This is a genomic window from Streptomyces sp. NPDC043861 (assembly GCF_056435905.1).
Genome location: NZ_JBWKDP010000015.1, coordinates 210252 through 230930, shown reverse-complemented (window position 1 = coordinate 230930; position 20679 = coordinate 210252). Strand labels below are relative to the sequence as shown.

The window sequence follows — 20679 nt, the reverse complement described above, 5'->3', positions numbered from 1 at the left end:
CTACGAAGGACCACGCGAGGTCCTGGTCGCCATGGCCGACCCGGTCCGCCTCGCCGACTGCACACCGACCGGCAAGGTGAACCTGCGATGACCACCGTACGTCCCACCGAAGGGGAGTCCATCATGTCCCAGCCGCGCGCCGTGCCGCCGTTTGCGGTGGTCTCCGGAGCCGAGGTCTCCCGTGCTCTCGAAGGCCGCGAGAAGGAGATCGTCGAGCTGGTCGAGGCCACCTACCGGCTGCATGCCGCGGGTGATTCGGTCAATCCGCCCTCGTACTTCCTGCGCTTCCCGGACCGTCCCGCGTCCCGGATCATTGCCCTGCCCGCCTCCATCGGCGGACAGGTACGCGTGGACGGCCTCAAGTGGATCTCCAGCTTCCCCGAGAACGTGGCGGCCGGGATCCCCCGGGCCTCTGCGGTGCTGATCCTCAACGACCATGACACCGGCTACCCGTTCGCCTGTCTGGAAAGCTCCATCATCAGCGCCACCCGCACCGCCGCGTCGGCCGCACTGGCGGCCGAACGGCTCAGCCAGGGGCGGCCACGCCCGGCCCGTATCGGGTTCTTCGGCACCGGCCTGATCGCCCGCTACATCCACACCTTCCTGGCTGCCACCGGTTGGTCGTTCGACGGGATCGGTGTGCACGATGTGTCCGCCGACAGTGCGGCGGGTTTCCGCTCCTACCTCGAGCAGTCCACCGACGCCGGCCGGATCCGCGTCCACGAAAGTGCCGAGGAACTCGTCCGCGCCAGCGACCTGGTCGTCTTCGCCACCGTTGCCGGCCGACCGCACGTCAACGATCCGTCATGGTTCGACCACCATCCGCTCGTGCTGCACGTGTCGCTGCGCGATCTGGCCCCCGAGGTCCTGCTCGCCTCGGCCAACATCGTCGACGACGTCGACCATTGCCTGAAGGCAGACACCTCGCCCCACCTGGCCGAACAGCTCACCGGCAATCGGGACTTCCTCACCGGCACCCTTGACGACGTCATGGCGCAGCGAGTCGCCCTCCCGTCCGACCGGTCCGTGATCTTCTCGCCCTTCGGTCTCGGTGTGCTCGACCTCGCCGTCGGCAAGTACGTCTACGACGAAATCGCCCGCACCGGGCAACTCCACGTCATCGACGACTTCTTCCACGAGACACGCCGCTACGGGTGAACCATGACCCCAACACGTGGGCCGGGCAGTCCGGTTCTGTCGAGTCTCCGGGAAGACCGGCCCCCGTGCCACGCCTGCGCCGTTCGGCAGGGCGCGCGGTGCGGGGATCGCCGGTGCCACAGGCGCGGTCGCCAACGACGTGCTGCACCCGTGGCACCCGAAGCCGAGCGGGGGCGTCACGGGCACCTGGCCAATGACGCCCGTCTGCCCCGGTGGCGCACGGCGATCGCCCCGTCGCAGGCGCCATGCGCTGACCGGTCGGTCGGGATCCGGCCGTCCAGGGGCGGCCTCGCCTGCGGCTGACCGCCCCCGGTGCCGGTGCTCTCGGGCAGACGGGCTCATGTCACCGGCCTGCCCGGGAGGGTCAGCCGACGGGGGCCTGGTAGAGGCCCCGGCCGGCGCGGTGGGCACGCGAGGTACCCACCAGTCGGTCCAGGGTGCTGCGCACGGCGTTGATGTCATTGGCGGAGGTGTCACGACCCAGCGCCTCGGCCACGTCACGAGCGCGCAGCGCCCTGTCGGGCTGCCGCGACAGCACAGCCACGACCTGCTCGGTCAGACCGCCCGCGTCCTTGACCACGGGTACGTCCTTGGCCGGCGGGGTGCTCTTGGCCCGCTTGGCCCGCTTGGCCGCCCCCGCCCTGCCCGCCCCCGCCTTGGCCGGTTCGGTGTTGGCCGGACGGCGCGCGGACTGCTTGCCCCGGGCCTTGGACGACGTCTTGCGCGCGGAGCCCGACGGGGACTTGCCGGGTGTGCGAGGGGAGGGGGCCTCCGCGTCCGAGGCAGTGGCCGGCACCGGTTCGGGTGCCTCGCCGTCCGTGGATCCGGAAGCCGCGGTCCCGGCCGGGCTGTCCACGGCGCTGCGGGGCTCCGGGAGGGAGGTGCCGGCCAGGGCGTTCAGGGCGGTGAGTGCGCTGCGTACCGATTCCAGTCGCTCGGACACGGCGGCGAGTTCCCGCTCCAGGTTCTGCTGCTGCTGTTCCAGCTGCGGAAGTTCCGTCTCCAGCAGTGCTGTTGTGCTGTGGATGCTCTGTGTGGCGCTGGTCGACGAAGTCATGGTGCTCTCCTGCTGTACGTGGGCCGTGCGCTGGGGGACGCGGGTGTGTTGTGAAGGCAGGGTACGTCGGTTCGTTGCGTTCGGACCCTGGCGGGACCCCTGCCGCCGGACGAATCTCGCAGGGCGGGCCGTGGTCGTGGTGCCGGTGGGCCGCGTGCGACACCGGCCCACCGTAGTCGTCCCCTTCACTCTCCCTCTTTCCCCGCATCCCCTGACCGGGGGGCCGGCCTGGCCGCTGGGTGCGCGTCGGCGGTAGCGGCGCACGACGCGAAGCCGGTGTATGCGCACGGCACCGGACCCGGCCCGACCATGGGCTGCCACCGGCCCTCGGAGTTGGCGATGCTGCGATGCGCCGGGAGCCCACGGAGCGGTGCTGTGCTCGGGCTGCCGGACGCCAACACGCACTGCCCGATGGCAATCCGGGACCGGGCAGGGATTCGGAGCGCCGCGTCCTCCGGCGGTGGAACGAGCACAGGGGGAGCCCGCGTGGGCATCGGTCGGCCGCACGGCGCCCGGCCGGATGCGACACACGGTGAGCGTCGTATCGGTCCTGGTTTCGGTGTCCGTGGCACACACCCGTGCCGGAGTCCGGGCCGCGCCCGCGTGTTCAGCCCGTCGCCGGCCGGGAGCGCGCACCGGCCCCGGCCGGCATGACGAACAGCGTGTCCGAGGCTCGGAGCGCCGGCAACCGTGGCCGAACGATCGGCAGGCCGTCCCTGCCCGTGTCGTCAGTTCGCGAGGGGCGTGGTTGTTGCCGCGTGTCGGGGCGGGGTGGCATCGACCAGTACGCCGGGGTTGAGGATTCCTGCCGGGTCCAGCGCGTGCTTGGCGGCGCGCAGGGCGAGGGCGAAGGGCTCGGGGCGCTGGCGGTCGTACCCGGGTCGGTGGTCCCGCCCGACGGCGTGATGGTGGGTCACGGTGGCGCCGAGGTCACCGAGCAGCTGTACGGCTGCGATCTTGATCTCGTCCCACATTGCGACCTCGCTGCCGCGCCGTCCGGGGGCGATGACCGTGAAGTACGGAGCGGGGCCGTCCGGGTAGACATGCGTGAAGCGGCAGTTGATCATTCCGTCGGTTCCCGTCACTTTCCTGACGACGACGCCGAGTTCGCGGCGTAGCGTCTCGATGAGCTCCGGGGCGCGATCCCAGGTGCAGGCCGTCTCGAACGTTTCGCTGATCACGCTCATGCGGGCGAGTGCGTCACGCAGGTAAGGCATGCGCAGGAAGGCCGACCGCCAGGTGCCGGCAGCAGCGTCGCCGTCCTTCCCGGCGGTGGGTCCCGGCGTGCCGCCGTGGTCGCGGGCCAGCGCGACGAGCTCCGCGAGACGCCCGTCCACGGGTCCGTGCGCGGACTCCGTACCGAGGACGAGCATGCTGCGGCCACCACCGGCAACCCCCGCGAGCGCGGCCTCGCCGGGGTCGAGGAGTCGGCAGTTGGCGGGGTGAAGACCCGACTGGGCAACTGCGCGCACGGCCTGGACCGCGGCACCGAAGTCGTCGAAGAGGACAGTGGCAGAGGCCTTGTGGTGCGGGCGGTCCTGGAGCCGCATCCACGCCTCGGTGATCACCCCGAGTGTGCCCTCGGACCCCAGGAAGAGGCGGTCGGGCGAGGGGCCCGCGCCCGAACCGGGCACTCTCAGCGACTCGTTGACACCGGCTGGAGTGATCACCCGGAGGGATTCGACCAGATCGTCGATGTGGGTGTGCAGTGTGGCGTAGTGGCCGCCGGCCCGGGTGGCGAGCCAGCCGCCGAGCGTGGAGAACTCGAAGCTCTGCGGGAAGTGACGCAGGGTGAGCCCGTGCGGGCGCAGTTGCTCCTCGAGTGCGGGGCCGAGGACACCGGCCTGGATGCGTGCCGCGCGGCTGACGCGGTCGACCTCCAGAACCTGGTCCAGGCCGGTGAGATCCAGCGACACCACACCCGGGTGCAGGCCCGCGCGGTATTCGACGCCCCCGGCGACCGAACTGCCCGCCCCGTAGGGCACGACGGCCACGTCCGCTCCCGCCGCCCAGTCGAGGACGTCCGTCACGTCCTGCTCGCTGCGGGGACGGGCGACCAGATCGGGGGCGGACCGCAGGTCTCCGTGGAGCGCGCGGATGACGTCGCGGTACGCCTTGCCGTAGGTGTGCGCCGCGCGGTCCGGTGGGGTGTCGGACATGAGGTGGGCGAGTGCCCCCGGTGGAGCGACACGCGGCGCGGGCAGGTCGAGCTCGTCAACGCCGGGTACGGGAAGCGGCCCCTCCGCGGCTCCTGGTACCAGCGCGCCGAGGGCGGTGCACTCCCCGTCGGGGAGCGCCTTGTCCACGGTTCCCCAGCCCCACCAGGAACGAGGCGGACGGCTGCGGCGGTCGGGGGCCGGCGAGGTGCGAGGATCCATCGATCTTCCCTCTCGGTAATTTACCGCTTGGTAAGTTACCGCAAGGTATACTCCTGTCCATGGACATCGCAAGAGCCGAGGCGACCGGTACGTCGGCCGGAACGTCGCGAGGGGGGCGTGGCGCCGGCACCAAGGGCGTGCCGCGGGCCCGTCGTGAGGAGCAGATCATCACCGCTGCGATGGAGGAGTTCGGCCGCAGCGGACACGCCGCCGCGTCGATGGCCGCGATTGCAGAGCGCGTGGGCGTCACGAAGCCGATGCTCTACACCTACTTCGGTTCCAAGGACGGGCTGTACGCGGCCTGTCTCGATCACATCGCCACCCGGCTGATCACCGCGATCGACGCGGCCATGGCCGACGACGGGTCCTCGCAGCGCCCGCTCGCCCAGTCCGTGCTCACGGCGGTCTTCGCGACGCTGGAGGAACGGCGGCATGCATGGTTCGTGCTGTACGACAGGACCCTGCCGCCCGGCTCCGAGCTGCGTCTCGCGGCGCAGCGGCACCGGGCCGCCGTCGACGATCGCGCTGCGGCGGGCACCGCCGCACTGCTGCACCGCGGTGGCAATGTGGACCCGCTCGATGCCGATGTCCTCAAGCACGTCTGGACAGGCACGGTGAGCGCTCTCGTCGGCTGGTGGATCTCGCACCCGGACCAGTCTGCCGAGGACATGAGCGCCCGCTGCGCCCGCCTCCTGTCGGCGATCCGCGAGGGCGCGGGCTGAGCTGCGGCCCCGGACCCGGCGTGGCGGACGTGCGGAGTGGCGGCCGCCACCCGGCAGGAGGGCGCGCACGGCCCACGATGCCGGGCAGCCGTACCGCGAAGGCGCACGGCTGCCTGACGTGCCCCGCCCTCGGCTCCCGACTGGCGTCGATGAACGCCTCGGCCGGGTTCTGCTGCCACGCTGCCCGCTGCTGCTCTCCCGTATGGCCGCCAATGCCGAAGTCCGCCCGCAGGCTTGGCTCTCGAGCCCGTTGCCATGGTCGGTGTGGCCCCTGGCGGTCGGCACGTCGTACGCACCGTGCTGAGCGCCGCGGGAGACGCCCCGAAGGCTCTTGACCGCATTCGCGACCGGCGACTGCACACCGTGGTCATGTCGCATGGCCGGCCTCTCGTGTCCGGTGCGTCTTCCTCGCCGCCGTGGGGAGTCCGCCCGCCGTGGGGAGTCCGCGCGCCGTGAGGAGTCCGCGCGCGAGTCCCCGGTTCCGCGGTGCGGGCCGAAGCGGCGTGGCGAAGGCGGATGTCAGGGGAATTCAGAAGAAACAAGCCCGCGGTCTTTCGTGTATGAAGCAGTCGGACTGTTCCGACCCGTTCAGTTCATGGGGCATGGACCGGCGCCGTGGATGCCGGTGAGTGCAAAGGACTCGCCCTGGTGACGCCTTGCGGAATTGCGATGGAGGCCTTCCGCTTTCTTGCTGTTCTGGTGTTGCACGATGTCTTCAAGTCTGACTAGAGTCCGGCCGGTCCGGCTTCGTTCGTGGCCGGTCGTTCGGTGTCCAGGGGAGACAACTGTGAAGCGCCTGTGGAAGGTTGAGGAGAGCGTTCTGGTCGACGCCTCCGTCGAGGACGCGTATGCCGCAGTGTCCCGGGTGCGGAACATGGGGAGCTGGAGCCCTGAGTGTTTCGCCGTATGGCATCGAGGCCGGACGGTGCACAAAGGAAGCAGGTTCATCGGATTCAACCGCAAGGGCTGGATGGTCTGGTTCACCACCTGTCAGGTGGTCCGGGCCGAGGAGCCGTGGGAATTCGCCTTTCGTGTCACGTCGTTCGGACTGCCGATAGCCCTGTGGGGCTATCGCTTCCAGCCCGAGGGATCCGCCACCAGGATCACGGAGTACTGGGAGGATCTGCGGACCGGTCCCGGCGCAGGGATCGCGGAGTTCCTCGGACGGGTCTTCACCGGCACGCGACCGGCCGACCGGGCAGAGGCCAACCGTGCCGGCATGCGCGCCACGCTGGGCCGGCTCAAGTCGGCCGTGGACGGCTGAGCCCGCACCCCCTCCGACCCGGTCCGCTCGCTCAGCGGTGGCCTTCCGGCACCGGACGGACACCGAGTCCTTCCCGCAGAGGGCCGGGCGCGTGCCGTAGGCCGTTTCGGTGCTCCTGAAGCCGGTGCCCATGCGCTGCCCCCGGTGCGCTGATACGCGGCCTCGCCGCACGGTGACCGCGGAATCGGTCCGACGAAGGGAAGTCCTCCGCCCGAGCGGCGTCATAACAAGAGAATCACATCGGTTCGTCCCCTCTGCTCGTTTCGGTGGACGCCACATAGAGTCACGCCAGCCGCCCAGCCGGAGGACCGAGCATCGGCCCTGGCGACGCGGCTTAGCGCCTCGAATGGGAAAGGACCGATCGTGCGCAACCGTTCTCTCATAGCTGTAACCGCCGCGCTCGCTGCCGGAGCACTCTCGCTCACCGCGTGCGGCTCCCGTGATGCGGGCAAGACCAACGACGCCTCCGACGGCGGCTCCACCGTCGTCACCATCGGCTTCGATGCGCCGTTGACCGGCGACCTCTCCGCTCTCGGCCTCGGCATGAAGAACTCGGTCGACCTTGCCGTCAAGCAGGCGAACAAGAACAAGGAGGTGCCGGGCGTCACCTTCAAGATCTCGGCTCTCGACGACCAGGCGCAGCCTTCCTCCGGCCAGCAGAACGCCACCAAGCTCGTCGCCGACAAGAGCGTCCTCGGAGTCGTCGGCCCGCTGAACTCCTCCGTGGCCCAGTCCATGCAGAAGGTCTTCGACGCCGCGCAGGTGGCCGAGGTCTCCGTCAACACCAACCCGGCCCTCACTCAGGGTGACAAGTGGGACACGGGAGAGAAGGCCCGGCCGTTCAAGACGTACTTCCGGACCGCGACCACGGATGCCATCCAGGGACCGTTCGCCGCCGAGTACCTGTACAACACGGCCAAGAAGAAGAAGGTCTTCGTCGTCGACGACAAGAAGACCTACGGAGCCGGCCTGGCCGCGACCTTCTCCGCCCACTTCAAGAAGCTCGGCGGCACGGTCGTCGGCACCGACCACGTCAATCCGGAGACGAAGGACTTCAGCGCCGTCGCCACCAAGATCAAGAACTCGGGCGCCGACGTCGTCTACTACGGCGGTGAGTACCCGGCGGCGGGCCCGCTGAGCGCTCAGGTCAAGAAGTCGGGCGCCGCGATCCCGCTCATCGGCGGCGACGCGATCTACAGCGACGAGTACCTCAAGCTCACCGGCGCCCGTGGTGACGGTGACCTGGCCACGTCGGTCGGTGCGCCCGTCGAGGACCTGCCCTCTGCCAAGAAGTTCATCGAGGACTACAAGGCGGCCGGGTACAAGGAGGCGTACGGAGCCTACGGCGGCTTCTCCTACGACTCGGCCTGGGCCATCATCCAGGCGGTGAAGGCCGTGGCCAAGGACGGCAAGCTGCCCTCCGACGCCCGCGCCAAGGTCACCGAGGCTCTGCAGAAGGTCTCCTTCGACGGAGTGATGGGCAAGGTCTCCTTCGACGAGTACGGCGACGCCACCAACAAGCAGCTCACCGTCTACAAGGTCACGGGCGGTGCCTGGAAGGCGGAGACCACCGGCACGTTCGGCGGCTGAGTGACCGCGGGTCGCACGTCCTCCCTGGACAAGGCGCACCAGTAGCCGGCCGCTGTCCGGCGGTGACTCGCCCCAGGGCATGAGCCAACCGCTGATCATCTACCGCAGCAGCGGTACCCGAGGCCGGGTTGCTCCCCTCCGTACGGAGGGGAGCAACCCGGCCTCGTCGTGCTCGGTCCTCACGGAGGTCTCCGTACGATGTTGTGCCCGCGCCTCGCACCTCCGCGGCGAGAACAGGACCCACGGGCAGGTGGCCACGACATGGGTTTCCCTGTCTGCTCGGGCCGGGTGCCGGCCACGCACAACACGGCGATGCCGAGCACTGTGCGCCGTGACGGATGAACCGGCGGGATCGCGGTGGAGGGGCTACGAGCACCATCATCACTACCTCCGGGCCCACCACACACCGATCGGCGGACGGCGGGCGGCAGCAGTGTCGGCGGTGCGTCCGGCCACCCGTCCCGGCGGGCACGAACGGGCAGCCGCACCTCCGGGAAACCGGCCAGGCATAGTCCCGGTGATCCGGGGCACCAGCACGACATCCCCCCACGGGTGTACCGGCACCCGGGCCCCGGCAGCCATGTGCGGCTGCCGGGGCCCGGGGCGGCGCCCCTCCCCATGCGCAGCTGCCCACAGCCCCGGGCGATCGCAGGCGGCCTCAAGAGGACACCGCTTGACGGCTCCGCACGGCACCGGACTTGCCCGTTCCGCACGGCACCGGACCGGGAGCGATCCGCACCGCAGAGCGGGCTGAGGGACAACCTCGGCAGTACGCCGGTGCGCGCCGGCTTCCGTGGGCCGGCATGCGCCGTTCGCCTTCGTGGACGTCGTATGCACCGGGCACCGCTCGCACACGGGCCGTCGACCCCCGTCGTGACTCCGCCGAACAGGGAGTGAGGGCCCGTCCTCCAGGCGGTCTTGACGGCACCGCCGCGCGAATCGACACTCGGGACGGGAGAGCGAGCGAACGGACAGGACGTCATGAAGCCTTCAGCGGTGGCGGAAGCACACAGTGCTGTTCGGTCCTGCCTGCTCCTCACCTCCCGCCGTCACATCGATCTGCTCCGCGTCTGCAGCGCTGCGAGTCTCCGCTGAGGCCGGGGCGGCCGACAAGGCCGCCCCCGTGTCGCCGACTCCATCCGCACGCTGCAGAGACCGCTGCGCTGTGGCGTGCCGTCGTCCTACGTTGTGATCGAACAGACCCAGGGAGACGCATGTCCGCCCCATTCACGGCAGCCGCCCCGGCCTTCCACGGCCGGATCGGCTGCGACCCGAGCAGCGGTCACTACGCCGTTCCCCACCGGTACCGCCTCCATCTGTCGCTGACCTGCCCCAACTCGCTGCGGATCGCCGTCACCCACAGCCTCCTCGGCCTCGTCGACGTCCTGCCCGTCGTCACGCTCCCCGCGGTGCCCGACGGGCCGGGGGGCGGCTTCCTGGCCCTGCAGCCGCTGTACGAGGCGAGTTCACACCACCACCGCGGACCGGCGGTCGCGCCCGCGCTGAGTGACGGCTGGAGCGGCCGGATCGTCAGCACCCACACGCCCGGCATCCTGCGGGACATGGCCCTGAGGTTCGGTGCAGGCGGACCGGATCTGTATCCCTACGGCATGCAGGAGCGGCTCGACGCGGTCGGCCGGCTGTGCACCGAGCTCATCGACGAAGCGGCACAGAGCGCCGGCCGGCTCGGCATCGGGGGAGTGGCCCATGAGGAACCCCTCGGCGTCCTGCTGGACGCCCTCGGATCACTGGAACGCTGTCTGAGCGCTGAGCAGTATGTGCTCGGTGACGGGCCGACCGCGGCCGACGTGCAGGTCTGGATCACCCTCGTCCAGCTGGACACCGTGCACCGCTGGCACCTGGACGCCCAAGCGGTCCACCGGATCGCGGACCACCCGTCCCTGTGGTCCTACGCCCGCCGTCTCGCGGCCCACCCGGCGTTCGGATCCCACCTCGACCTCGACGGCGTCGCCCGCAGACACCATGCGCATTGTCGCGGGCACGAGGCAGCGGGCGCCGCGATGCAGATCGTGGACTGGGACGCCTGCACGGGTGGGAGTTCCGGCTGAGGCCTGCCCCGACCCCGGCGTGCGCCCGACGACGGCCATGGCATCTCGCCGCCTGTTCGGGGTGAGTCCGAACAAGGCGGTGAGGCGCGCCATCGCTTCACATGAATGGGACGGCAGCAACGGCGGTTGGGCCCCGTACGAGGATCAAGCCCTCGCCGCGCCCGACGATGCCGGCGTGTCGAACCCACCCGGGGTCCAGGTCTCCGGGCGCAACCATCTGCAGCTCTGCGTATGCCCGAAGTTCCACTCCCACACCGACCTGATCCAGTGAGCGTTTCCGGAAGCCTTCGCGACAGCACGTACATTCGGTGAACAATCAAGAGGACTGCCCTGACGTCCCGGTGGCCAGTGGGGGCCATCACGGCGAGCCCGGTCGCGGGCTCTCCGTCGAACAGCTGGTGCCCGCGGGCTTGTTGGGAACCTCGGCGACCGGCGCACCCGGTCATCGGAACAGGGAGCCCGCACGGACCGGATGACTGCGCATCCGCATGTCGGCGCGTACGCAGCCGGTCCGCTTCCGGACAGCGGAACTCAGCCGCGCCGGCGTCGCGATGCGGCGATCGTCCCGTCCCGGAGCAGCCGTGGGGGCACTCGCTACGGGGCTCGAGTGGTCACATGGCAGCCATCGCCCGTGCGGTCCTGCAGCGCGGCCGGCACCCGTTGTCAGCCCGCCCCGGCCCGGAACAAGGAGACCGGCTCATTCATCCGCCAGCAGGCGGTCGGTCAAGGCGTGCCAGTCGATGTGATCCGATTCCGAGCCGGCCGGGACCTGGAGGTACGTCCGGCGCAGCCAGGAGCGCAGTCCGGCACGGTCGATCTCGAACAGCGCATGGGCGTGTGCGGGGCCGAGACGGAGACGGACCCGACCGTCGCCCCCGCCGACGCGAATCGGCCAGACGAGCACATCACCCAGGCCCGACCGGGCCCTGGTCCCCGCGTCGAGCTGGTCGCGGCACAGATCCCAGGCCACCGAAACGTCGGGCGTGGGCTCAAAGGTGACCCGCACGGTGAACGGGTCGTCCGGGTCGTAGAAGAACGTCGCGGGGACCGGAACACCCGTGCCCGGGCTCCGGATCTGATGAACGGGAACCTCCCAGCACAGCCTCCCGTCGGCGGATCGGCCCCACGGGGAACGAGACCGCTTCGTCATGTGCACTACTCCTCTGATGACGGCTGGGCCTCGCGCCGCAGCACCCGGAGATCCGGATGACCGAAATCGCCGTCGCAAAACGCCGCCTTCGGCAGCCCACGCGGAGCGTGGGGGACTGACGTCCAGCGAAAGACCCTGTGGGCCCACTTCCGGAGGGATGAAGACCCCACATCGGGCCGACGCCGGTGCACCCTCACGGGGCGGCGCCGGGAGAGCTGCCGGTGCGGACGGCCACGAGGACGCGGGATGCGGCTCGGGCGTCATCGCCGTCCCTGTGGCGTAACCCGTCACCGGTTCGGCGATCCGATGCGGTTCAAGCCATGCGCATGCCTGCACAGGACACGACCCCGGCGCCCTCGCCCGCGGCATGCCCACCCGACGGGGGCACTGCCGCGGCCGGCGTTCGTTTCACCTCGGCACGCCGCGCCGGGGTACTCTGCAACTCAATTGCCGTACGACAACGGTCGTACGCGGGCCGAGACGTCGGGGGACGGCCCGCGCCGCGGGCCTGGGGGGTACCCGGCCTTCCGGTGGGTGCCGGCGAGCGAGCAGGGATGGTCATGGCTGAGACGACGGTCGAGAACTCGCGTGCGACGCCGCGGACACGCGCACGCGGCGCGGGCAAGGTGGGGGAACCGGAACTGCGGCAGCTGCTTGCCGGGCTCACCGCAGTCCGCGACGGTGACTTCGGCACCCGTCTGCCTGACGAGGCGGACGGTCTGCTCGGCGAGATCGCCACGGTGTTCAACGGCATGGTCGACCAGCTCTCGTTGTTCACCTCGGAGGTCACCCGGGTGGCCCGCGAGGTCGGCACCGAGGGAACCCTGGGCGGGCAGGCGGAGGTCCCGGGTGTGTCCGGCACCTGGGCGGACCTGACCGACTCGGTCAACGCGATGGCCGGCAACCTCACCACGCAGGTCCGTGACATCGCCCAGGTCGCCACGGCGGTCGCGAAGGGCGACCTGTCCCAGAAGATCGACGTGGACGCCCGGGGCGAGATCCTGGAGCTGAAGAAGACCATCAACACGATGGTCGACCAGCTGTCGTCGTTCGCCGACGAGGTGACGCGGGTGGCGCGTGAGGTCGGCACGGAGGGCAACCTCGGCGGGCAGGCCGATGTCAAGGGTGTCTCGGGTACGTGGCGGGACCTCACCGACTCCGTGAACTTCATGGCCGGCAATCTCACGGCCCAGGTCCGCAACATCGCCCAGGTGACGACCGCGGTGGCGCAGGGCGATCTGTCGCAGAAGATCACCGTAAACGCGCGGGGTGAGATCCTGGAGCTGAAGGAGACCATCAACACGATGGTCGACCAGCTGTCGTCGTTCGCCGACGAGGTGACGCGGGTGGCGCGTGAGGTCGGCACGGAGGGCGATCTTGGAGGGCAGGCCGATGTCAAGGGTGTCTCGGGTACGTGGCGGGACCTCACCGACTCCGTGAACTTCATGGCCGGCAATCTCACGGCCCAGGTGCGCTCCATCGCGCAGGTCGCCACCGCGGTGGCGCAGGGCGATCTGTCCCAGAAGATCACCGTCAACGCGCGGGGCGAGATCCTGGAGCTGAAGGACACCATCAACACGATGGTCGACCAGTTGTCCGCGTTTGCCGACGAGGTCACCCGTGTCGCCCGTGAGGTGGGCACCGAGGGCAACCTCGGCGGGCAGGCGACTGTGCGCGGCGCCTCCGGTACCTGGAAGGACCTCACCGACAACGTCAACGTGATGGCCTCCAACCTCACCGGCCAGGTGCGCTCCATCGCCCAGGTCGCCACCGCAGTTGCCCGCGGAGACCTCTCACGGAAGATCACGGTCGAGGCCAAGGGCGAGGTCGCGGCGCTTGCCGAGGTCATCAACACGATGGTGGACACGTTGTCCGCCTTCGCCGACGAGGTGACCCGTGTGGCCCGTGAGGTCGGCACGGAGGGCCGCCTCGGCGGCCAGGCACGGGTGCCGAACGTCGCCGGCACCTGGAAGGACCTCACCGAGAACGTCAACTCCATGGCGAACAACCTGACCGGGCAGGTGCGCAACATCGCCCTGGTCACCACGGCCGTGGCCAACGGAGACCTCTCCAAGAAGATCGACGTGGATGCCCGCGGCGAGATCCTGGAGCTGAAGACGACCATCAACACCATGGTCGACCAGCTCTCCTCCTTCGCGGCCGAGGTCACCCGTGTCGCCCGCGAAGTGGGCAGTGAGGGCCGCCTCGGAGGCCAGGCCGAAGTCGAGGGCGTGTCCGGCACCTGGAAGCGCCTCACCGAGAACGTGAACGAGCTCGCCGGCAATCTCACCCGTCAGGTACGGGCCATCGCCGAGGTCGCCAGCGCCGTCGCCGAGGGCGACCTGACACGGTCGATCACCGTCGATGCCTCCGGCGAGGTCGCCGAACTCAAGGACAACATCAACGCGATGGTGGGTTCGCTGCGCGAGACCACCCGCGCGAACCAGGAACAGGACTGGTTGAAGTCCAGCCTGGCCCTGATCTCGGGGCTGATGCAGGGCAAGCGCGACCTGGCCGTGGTTGCCGAACTCGTCATGGACGAACTGACCCCGCTGGTCGCCGCCCAGTACGGTGCGTTCTACCTGGCCGAGGACACACCGCAGGGCACCGAGCTCCGGCTCATCGGATCGTACGGGCGCCCCGCCGACGCCGCAGGGCACGGCCGCTTCAAGCTCGGTGAGTCCCTCGTCGGTCAGGCCGCGCGCAGCCGCCGCATCATTGCCGCCAACGATGTACCCGGAGACTACGTCACCATCTCCTCCGGGCTCGGCAGCACGACGCCGGGCAGCCTGATCGTGCTGCCCATCGTCGTGGACGAGCAGGTCCTCGGTGTCATCGAACTGGCTTCCTTCACCGCCTTCACCCCCGTCCACCGGGACTTCCTCGAGCAGCTCATGGAGACGGTCGGTGTCAACATCAACACCATCGTCGCCAACGCCCGCACCGACGAACTCCTCGGCGAGTCGCAGCGGCTTGCCGGTGAACTCCAGGCACGCTCCGAGGAACTGCAGGTCCAGCAGGACGAACTGCAGCGCTCCAACGCGGAACTGGAGGAGAAGGCAGCCCTGCTCGCCTCCCAGAACAGTGACATCGAGGCCAAGAACCTTCAGATCGAGCAGGCGCGCCAGGAGCTCGAGGACCGCGCCCAGCAGCTCTCGCTCGCGTCGAAGTACAAATCGGAATTCCTGGCCAACATGAGCCACGAGTTGCGGACGCCGCTCAACAGCCTGCTGATCCTGGCCCAGTTGCTGGCGCAGAACCCGACCCGCAATCTGACCGCCAAGCAGGTCGAATACGCGGGCATCATCCACTCGGCGGGCTCCGACCTGCTCCAGCTGATCAACGACATCCTCGACCTGTCCAAGGTCGAGGCCGGGAAGATGGACATCAACCCCGAGCCGGTCGAGCTGCGCCAGCTGCTCGACTACGTCGAAGCCACCTTCCGCCCCATGACCACCCAGAAGAACCTCGAGTTCACGATCAGCACGGCCCCCGGTGTTCCGGCCGACCTGCTCACCGACGACTCCCGGCTGCGGCAGGTCCTGCGGAATCTGGTCTCGAACGCGGTCAAGTTCACCGAACGGGGCAGTGTGGAGCTGCGCATCGAGCGCGCCGCCGACAATGAGCTGCCCGCCTCCGTCCACCGGGGCGGAGCCATCGTGGCCTTCCGCGTCAAGGACACCGGCATCGGCATCGCAGAACAGCAGCTCGAGGTCATCTTCGGCGCCTTCCAGCAGGCGGACGGAACGACCAGCCGCAAGTACGGTGGCACGGGCCTGGGCCTGTCCATCAGCCGTGAGATCGCCCAGCTGCTCGGCGGCGCCGTCACCGCTGCCAGCGCCCCTGGCCAGGGAAGTACGTTCACCCTGTACCTGCCGGTGGCCCGCGCCGACTTCCACGATCAGAACCACGGTGTACCCGTGCGCTCCTCCGTGGGAGTGGTACCGCCCGTCGACGAGCCGGCGGAGCGGCGGCGGGCGGCCGCCGGGAATCCCGGGCCACGCAAGGCGCGCCGATTGCTCGTCATCGAGGAGCGCCCGCGTGGGCTGCTGTCCCTCGTCGCCGAGAGCGCGGTGACCGAGCTCGCCGGAAGCGGCCGCGAGGAGATCGAGCTCATCGCGGCGGTCGGACCGCAGGAGGCGGCCGGCGCCTTGGCCGCGGAGCCGTTCCACTGCGTCGTCCTCGAACTGGACATGGCCAACAGCGAGGCGCTGCACTTCCTCGATGCGATGGACGGCGATGCCGCTCTGCGGACCGTGCCTGTGCTCGCGCACAACAACCGCCGCCTCGATGCGGCGCACGAGCGTACGTTGCAGTCGCGTGCACAACAGCGGCCACTGGAACTCCTGTCCAGTCTGGACGAACTGCGGGAGCGGATCGCTCTGCATCTGTCCGCCGAACAGCCGGGCGACGTGGTCCCCTTGGTACGGGGTGAGGAGACGCGACAGCAGGCGCCGCAGCCGGTGGACGACGGTCTCCAGGGCCGTACGGTGCTCGTCGTCGACGACGATGCCCGGAACCTCTACGCCCTGAGCGGCATCCTGGAGCTCCACGGCATCCAGGTCCTGCATGCGGAGAACGGCCGCAAGGGGATCGAGACGCTCGCCGCCCACCCGGACATCGATCTCATCCTGATGGACGTGATGATGCCCGAAATGGACGGTTACACGGCGACCACGGAGATCCGGCAGATGCCCGCACACGAAGGCCTGCCCATCATCACGGTCACCGCCAAGGCCATGCCCGGAGACCGGGAGAAGAGTCTCGCCGCCGGTGCGAGCGACTATGTGACCAAGCCGGTGGACGCCGACGACCTCATCGCATGCGTCCGCCGATGGCTCAACCCCCGCGGCACCGACGCCCAGGTGACGCCGTGACCTCGCTCGACAGCAGTGGCGACCAGCCCGGTCCCGCCCCACGCACCTCCCCGGACCAGGAGCTTCCGTTCACCGCTTCGGATGCCCCTTCCCCGGATGCCGTCGCTGCGGCGGGCCGCACGTCAGCACATGCCGCCGCAGGGCCGGCCGACGGCGCGGAAACGTCCAGGGACGGGACCGCCTCGTCCACGGGAGCCTCCCCGGGCAACGGCCCGGAGCCCGACGGAGGCGCGCAGCAGGTCTCGAGCGTCGGCCGTCTGGCCGCCACCGTGGAACGGCTGCGCGGGGAGGTGCAGGCGGCGCACGCCGCCGCCGACGGCCGGGCCCTCATCGAACTCGCCAAGGGCATCATGGTGGAGCGGCTGCGCTGCGGCCCCGCTCACGCGGCACGGCAGCTCGCCGAACTCGCGGACCGGGCCGGCCTGTCGCAGCTCGAACTGGCCGCGGACATCATCAACCAGGCCGCCCGTGATCATGTGGCCGAGGTCGTCGGCGACTTCGTCAGGAGGACGAACGGTGCCCCGGCCCAGGGTGCGGAAACCGACGCGTCCGTCGCAGTGCGCCTGCGTGCCGCCGAGAGTGCCGCATTGGCTGCGGGAGACACCCAGGCGGTGGCCGAGCCCCTCCTGGAACATGCGCTCGCCCCGCTCGGGGCCACAGCCGTGGCCGTGTGGGCCGCCGGCTCGGACGCCTCCCTCACCCTGTACGGCCACGCCGGATTCAGCGCCGACGAGGCAGGCAGGTGGCGATACGTACCGCCCGGCGTATCGACCGTCGCCCGTCAGGCCCTCAGCGAGCGCCGCACGGTCCGGATCCCGTCCCTCGCCGAAGCCGGCGTTCCCAGCATCGGGCACGCCCAGATGCCGGAAGGCGGACGAGTGGCGCTGCCCGCCGGCACCGGCGGCCGGGTGCACGGCGTTCTCGAGATCTGCTGGCCGGAGCCGCTTCAGCAGCAGGAACCGGCTGTCGTACGCCAGATCGAAGCGCTGGCCGAACTGTGCGCCCACACACTCGAAAGCCTCCCCGCCTCCGGCGCACACCCCCCGGCGCAACGCGAGCTGGCGGATGTCTCCGAGCTGGTGGACCTCGTCGACGGGCTGTACGACCCCGCTCTGGTGCTCACGCCCCACCTCGGTCCGGAGGGCCACCTCGCCGACTTCCGCATCCGCTACGCCAACTCCCGCTTCCTCGACCCGGCGGGACGCGGCCGCGGCGCGGTCAGTGGCTCCCTGCTGCTGGAGGCGTACCCCATGGCAGCCGGAGACAGCGAACTCTTCGAGAAGATCGAACGAGTCTACGCAACCGGCGAACCGTTCCGCGCTCAGCGCACGACGCTCACGGCACTCGTCGACCAGGTGCCGCTCGCTTCCGTCGCCGACCTCAGCATCAGCCGGCACGGGGACAGCGTGCTGCTCATCTGGCGCATCGAGGACGAGACCGCCCGACTTGCCAGCCTCCTCCAGCACGCGCAGCGCCTCGGACGCATCGGCGGTTTCGAGGAGAACGTGGTCACGGGGGACATCACCTGGAACGGGCAGCTCTTCACCCTCTACGGGCGGGCGGCCACCGACCATCCGGTGTCCTTGCAGGACCTGGCCGACCATGCGCACCCGGACGATGCCGTCGCCATCGGCCGTTTCCTCCAGACGGTGCTGCGTCATCGTCGTCCCACGTCGACGGCGTTCCGGCTCCAGCGCAACGACGGAGTCACCCGTCATATCCGGGTCATCGCGGAGCCCGTCCTCGACGCCGACGACCGGCTCCTCGCCGTACGCGGCGCCTACCAGGACATCTCCTCCCAGCACTGGACCGAGGTGGCGCTCGCGGCCACCCGTGACCAGCTCGCGCACACCGAACAGGAAGCGGCCGAGCGCAACCGGCTGGCGCTGCAGCTCCAGCAGGCGATCATGCCACCGACCCGGGCCCCGTTCGACGCCCCCGGCCTGCAGGTCGCCGTGCGCTACCGGCCCGCGGAGACGGAGTCGCTGGTCGGAGGCGACTGGTACGACGCCGTCGTCCTGCCGTCCAAACGCATTCTGCTCTGTGTCGGGGACATCGCCGGCCACGGCATGGAGGCGGCGACCGGAATGGTTGTCCTGCGCAACGCGCTGCGTGGTCTCGCCGTCACCGGCGCCGGCCCCGGCAAGCTGCTGTCGTGGCTCAACATCGTGGCGCACCACCTCACCGACCGGGTGACCGCCACCGCGGTGTGCGGCATTTACGACCCGGACACCCGAATCCTGCGGTGGGCCAGGGCGGGTCATCTCCCACCCGTGCTGGTGCGCGGGGAAAAGTCCGACACCCTGCCTCTGCTCCGAGGGATGCTGCTCGGTGCACTGGAGGAGACGGAATACCAGGAAGGCGAGGTCCAACTCAAGCCGGGCGACACGCTGTTGATGTACACCGACGGCCTCGTCGAGCGCAGGGACACGGCCGTCCAGGAATCCCTCAGCCAGCTGCTCGCCATGGCACAGGGGCCGGCGCTTTCGCTGGACCGCCGGCTCGACCGATTGCTCATGCACAGCAAGTCCGACACCGATGACGACACCTGTCTCATCGGCATCCAGGTGTCCTGAACACCGCTGTTCCCCGAAGTCCGGGGGGCGCCGAACTGCACCGCCTCCTCGTCCGGAGGCGGTGCGGATCCTCCTCGCAGCCGACTGAGGGCCGCATATCGGTGTGAGGGCGACGGCGGTGCGAAGGCGACGGCAGGGAGCGGCAGTTGGTCGCGCATCAAGGGACGGCGTTGCCGACGACCGCCGCCAACTCGTCGGCCGACTCGGAAGTCAGACGGTAGAAACCCTGAAGGCTGATCGAGCGCTCGAGACGGCCATCCACCACATACTTCAGACCGCGGGTCCGGCCTCGGCTGTTGCGCCAGGTCAGCCTCGCCAGAAGATCGCCGGGAATCGGCGCATCGAAGCGCACGGGCGTCGCGTCCACGTGCACCGCCATGGCGCCGCAGCCGCCGGCACCGAGCATCGACCAGTCGCCGTGCCCGGGGAAAGCCGGGTCCTGCCATGTCGCCGGGGCGGTGCCGCAGCAGTCGCGCCGCTCCATGTCGATCACCCGCATCCGGCTCACCACGAACACGGCGCACCGGTTGACGTGCAGTGCGTACACCTCGTCCCCCGCACGGGCACCCGACCAGGCGGGCAGGGAGGAATGGACGCCGCTGAAGGCGACCGGCGGCGTCTCGCCCACGCGGCCGGCCTTGCGCAGGGCACGGCACGTGTCATGGGTCCACAGGACGGAGAAGGCATCAGGCATGCCGTGATCCTATGAACGAGGACCGACAACCAGCCGTGGGACGGTGCTCCTGGAGCTTCCTGCCACCGGGCGACTGGGCGGGTGATGGGCTGCGTCCGCGGCCGGCTCGTCCGCCGGGCACCGCTTCCCTCGGCCTTCGACGTGCCCCTCTTCCGTTCGCTCCTCACCGGGGACCGGCTCGGCGTCCGACACCTGCGTCCGTAGCCTGGTCGCATGGATGTCGACACCCGTCTGCTGCGTTACTTCGTCGCCGTGGCGGAGGAGGGAAGCCTGACCCATGCCGCGCAACGGCTGTTCGTTTCCCAGCCGGTGCTGACCAAGCAGATCAAGCAGTTGGAGGCCCGGCTCGGAGCGACGTTGTTCACGCGGTCCCGGAAGGGCATGACCCTCACCGAACCGGGGCGGGTCCTGGCCGGGCGGGCAGTGGCCCTGCTGGACGAGTGGGACCGGACGCTGGAGGAGTTGAAAGCCGTGGAGAGGCGGGCTGCTCGCGTGCTGCGCGTCGGCTTCGTGGGCAGCGGCGCCAACGAGGTGACGCAGCGCATCGTGGCGGAGTTCTCCCGTCGTCGGCCGGGCTGGCGAGCCGAGTTGCGGCAGGCCGCCTGGTCGAACCCGTCCGCCGGACTGGCCGACGCAGACGCCGATGTCGCTCTGGTGCGGTTGCCTTTCCCCGGACAGGACGCGCTGCGCGTGGAGAGCCTGTTCGTCGAGCCCCGTTGCGTCGCGCTGGCCGAAGGGCACCCGTTGGCCGCGCGCGACGTGATCCCTTTCCGGGACTTGTGGGACGAGCCGTTCGTGGCAGCTCCGCCCGAAACCGGCTGGTGGCGGGACTACTGGCTGGCCGCTGATGAACGCGAGGGGCACCCGGTCCGCGTCGGCGCCGTCACCGATCAGCCGGACGAATGGCTCGGTGCTATCGCCAACGGATACGGCATCGCCCTCGCCCCCGAATCCGCCGCCCGCTTCTATGCCCGCCCCGGCGTTGTCTACCGTGCGGTCACCGGTGTCAGCCCCAGCCGGGTCGGGGTCGCCTGGCGCCCGGCAGACGACACCACCCCGGCGGTTCGGGACTTCGTCCGTTGCTGCCTGGACGTCGAGCCCACCCGCCCGCGTGTCTGATTCACGGTGACGGGATTGCGGCCGG

12 protein-coding genes are annotated in these 20679 nt (G+C 70.0%); 8 read left to right on the top strand and 4 right to left on the bottom strand.

Features of this window, described 5'->3' with window-relative positions:
• The first annotated feature begins 87 nt into the window (after window positions 1-87).
• A complete protein-coding gene (sbnB, locus tag AC068D_RS29440) occupies window positions 88-1158 on the top strand; it encodes a 2,3-diaminopropionate biosynthesis protein SbnB (protein WP_478826126.1) in 1071 nt (356 codons plus the stop codon).
• Window positions 1159-1522: 364 nt separating this feature from the next.
• Here the strand turns inward: sbnB and AC068D_RS29435 are convergent, their stop codons facing one another.
• The gene (locus tag AC068D_RS29435; RefSeq protein WP_478826125.1) at window positions 1523-2215 is read right to left on the bottom strand and encodes a hypothetical protein; all 693 of its coding nucleotides are present in this window, start codon (window positions 2213-2215) and stop codon (window positions 1523-1525) included.
• 728 nt (window positions 2216-2943) lie between these two features.
• Window positions 2944-4593 (bottom strand): FAD-binding oxidoreductase, encoded by a 1650-nt coding sequence (locus AC068D_RS29430; RefSeq protein ID WP_478826124.1) that lies wholly within the window; start codon window positions 4591-4593, stop codon window positions 2944-2946.
• Between the two features lie 59 nt (window positions 4594-4652).
• Between AC068D_RS29430 and AC068D_RS29425 the strand changes: the two genes are divergently transcribed.
• From AC068D_RS29425 to AC068D_RS29410, 4 genes are all read left to right on the top strand, one after another.
• Entirely contained in the window at window positions 4653-5315 is a 663-nt protein-coding gene (locus tag AC068D_RS29425; RefSeq protein ID WP_478826123.1) for a TetR/AcrR family transcriptional regulator, read from the top strand.
• Window positions 5316-6102: 787 nt separating this feature from the next.
• Window positions 6103-6579 carry an SRPBCC family protein gene (locus tag AC068D_RS29420; RefSeq protein ID WP_478826122.1) on the top strand — a complete coding sequence of 159 codons (477 nt, stop codon included), beginning with the start codon at window positions 6103-6105 and terminating at the stop codon, window positions 6577-6579.
• 363 nt (window positions 6580-6942) lie between these two features.
• On the top strand, window positions 6943-8169 hold the full coding sequence (locus AC068D_RS29415) for a branched-chain amino acid ABC transporter substrate-binding protein (RefSeq protein WP_478826121.1): 1227 nt from the start codon (window positions 6943-6945) through the stop codon (window positions 8167-8169).
• A gap of 1214 nt (window positions 8170-9383) precedes the next feature.
• Window positions 9384-10238, top strand: coding sequence for a glutathione S-transferase C-terminal domain-containing protein (locus AC068D_RS29410; RefSeq protein ID WP_478826120.1), 855 nt, complete (start codon window positions 9384-9386; stop codon window positions 10236-10238).
• A gap of 697 nt (window positions 10239-10935) precedes the next feature.
• Here the strand turns inward: AC068D_RS29410 and AC068D_RS29405 are convergent.
• Window positions 10936-11388: an SsgA family sporulation/cell division regulator gene (locus AC068D_RS29405; RefSeq protein ID WP_478826119.1), complete on the bottom strand. Its 453-nt coding sequence runs from the start codon at window positions 11386-11388 to the stop codon at window positions 10936-10938.
• Between the two features lie 560 nt (window positions 11389-11948).
• On the opposite strand from AC068D_RS29405, the gene AC068D_RS29400 reads away from it, so the two are divergent.
• Together AC068D_RS29400 and AC068D_RS29395 are read left to right on the top strand one after the other, a co-directional pair.
• Window positions 11949-16265 (top strand): HAMP domain-containing protein, encoded by a 4317-nt coding sequence (locus AC068D_RS29400; protein ID WP_478826118.1) that lies wholly within the window; start codon window positions 11949-11951, stop codon window positions 16263-16265.
• On the top strand, window positions 16223-18841 hold the full coding sequence (locus AC068D_RS29395) for a SpoIIE family protein phosphatase (protein ID WP_478826117.1): 2619 nt from the start codon (window positions 16223-16225) through the stop codon (window positions 18839-18841). Before AC068D_RS29400 ends, AC068D_RS29395 begins: the two co-directional genes overlap by 43 nt.
• Before the next feature lie 157 nt (window positions 18842-18998).
• Here AC068D_RS29395 and AC068D_RS29390 read toward each other — a convergent pair whose 3' ends face one another.
• Window positions 18999-19535 (bottom strand): hypothetical protein, encoded by a 537-nt coding sequence (locus AC068D_RS29390; protein WP_478826116.1) that lies wholly within the window; start codon window positions 19533-19535, stop codon window positions 18999-19001.
• Window positions 19536-19748: 213 nt separating this feature from the next.
• On the opposite strand from AC068D_RS29390, the gene AC068D_RS29385 reads away from it, so the two are divergent.
• Window positions 19749-20654 carry a LysR family transcriptional regulator gene (locus tag AC068D_RS29385; protein ID WP_478826115.1) on the top strand — a complete coding sequence of 302 codons (906 nt, stop codon included), beginning with the start codon at window positions 19749-19751 and terminating at the stop codon, window positions 20652-20654.
• Window positions 20655-20679 lie beyond the last annotated feature (25 nt).

What these genes read in the sequence shown, in the direction of transcription:
- sbnB (WP_478826126.1), top strand. Translation starts at nt 88, where the DNA reads ATGACCACCGTACGTCCCACCGAAGGGGAGTCCATCATGTCCCAGCCG.
- AC068D_RS29435 (WP_478826125.1), bottom strand. Translation starts at nt 2,215, where the DNA reads ATGACTTCGTCGACCAGCGCCACACAGAGCATCCACAGCACAACAGCA.
- AC068D_RS29430 (WP_478826124.1), bottom strand. Translation starts at nt 4,593, where the DNA reads ATGGATCCTCGCACCTCGCCGGCCCCCGACCGCCGCAGCCGTCCGCCT.
- AC068D_RS29425 (WP_478826123.1), top strand. Translation starts at nt 4,653, where the DNA reads ATGGACATCGCAAGAGCCGAGGCGACCGGTACGTCGGCCGGAACGTCG.
- AC068D_RS29410 (WP_478826120.1), top strand. Translation starts at nt 9,384, where the DNA reads ATGTCCGCCCCATTCACGGCAGCCGCCCCGGCCTTCCACGGCCGGATC.
- AC068D_RS29405 (WP_478826119.1), bottom strand. Translation starts at nt 11,388, where the DNA reads ATGACGAAGCGGTCTCGTTCCCCGTGGGGCCGATCCGCCGACGGGAGG.
- AC068D_RS29400 (WP_478826118.1), top strand. Translation starts at nt 11,949, where the DNA reads ATGGCTGAGACGACGGTCGAGAACTCGCGTGCGACGCCGCGGACACGC.
- AC068D_RS29395 (WP_478826117.1), top strand. Translation starts at nt 16,223, where the DNA reads ATGGCTCAACCCCCGCGGCACCGACGCCCAGGTGACGCCGTGACCTCG.
- AC068D_RS29390 (WP_478826116.1), bottom strand. Translation starts at nt 19,535, where the DNA reads ATGCCTGATGCCTTCTCCGTCCTGTGGACCCATGACACGTGCCGTGCC.
- AC068D_RS29385 (WP_478826115.1), top strand. Translation starts at nt 19,749, where the DNA reads ATGGATGTCGACACCCGTCTGCTGCGTTACTTCGTCGCCGTGGCGGAG.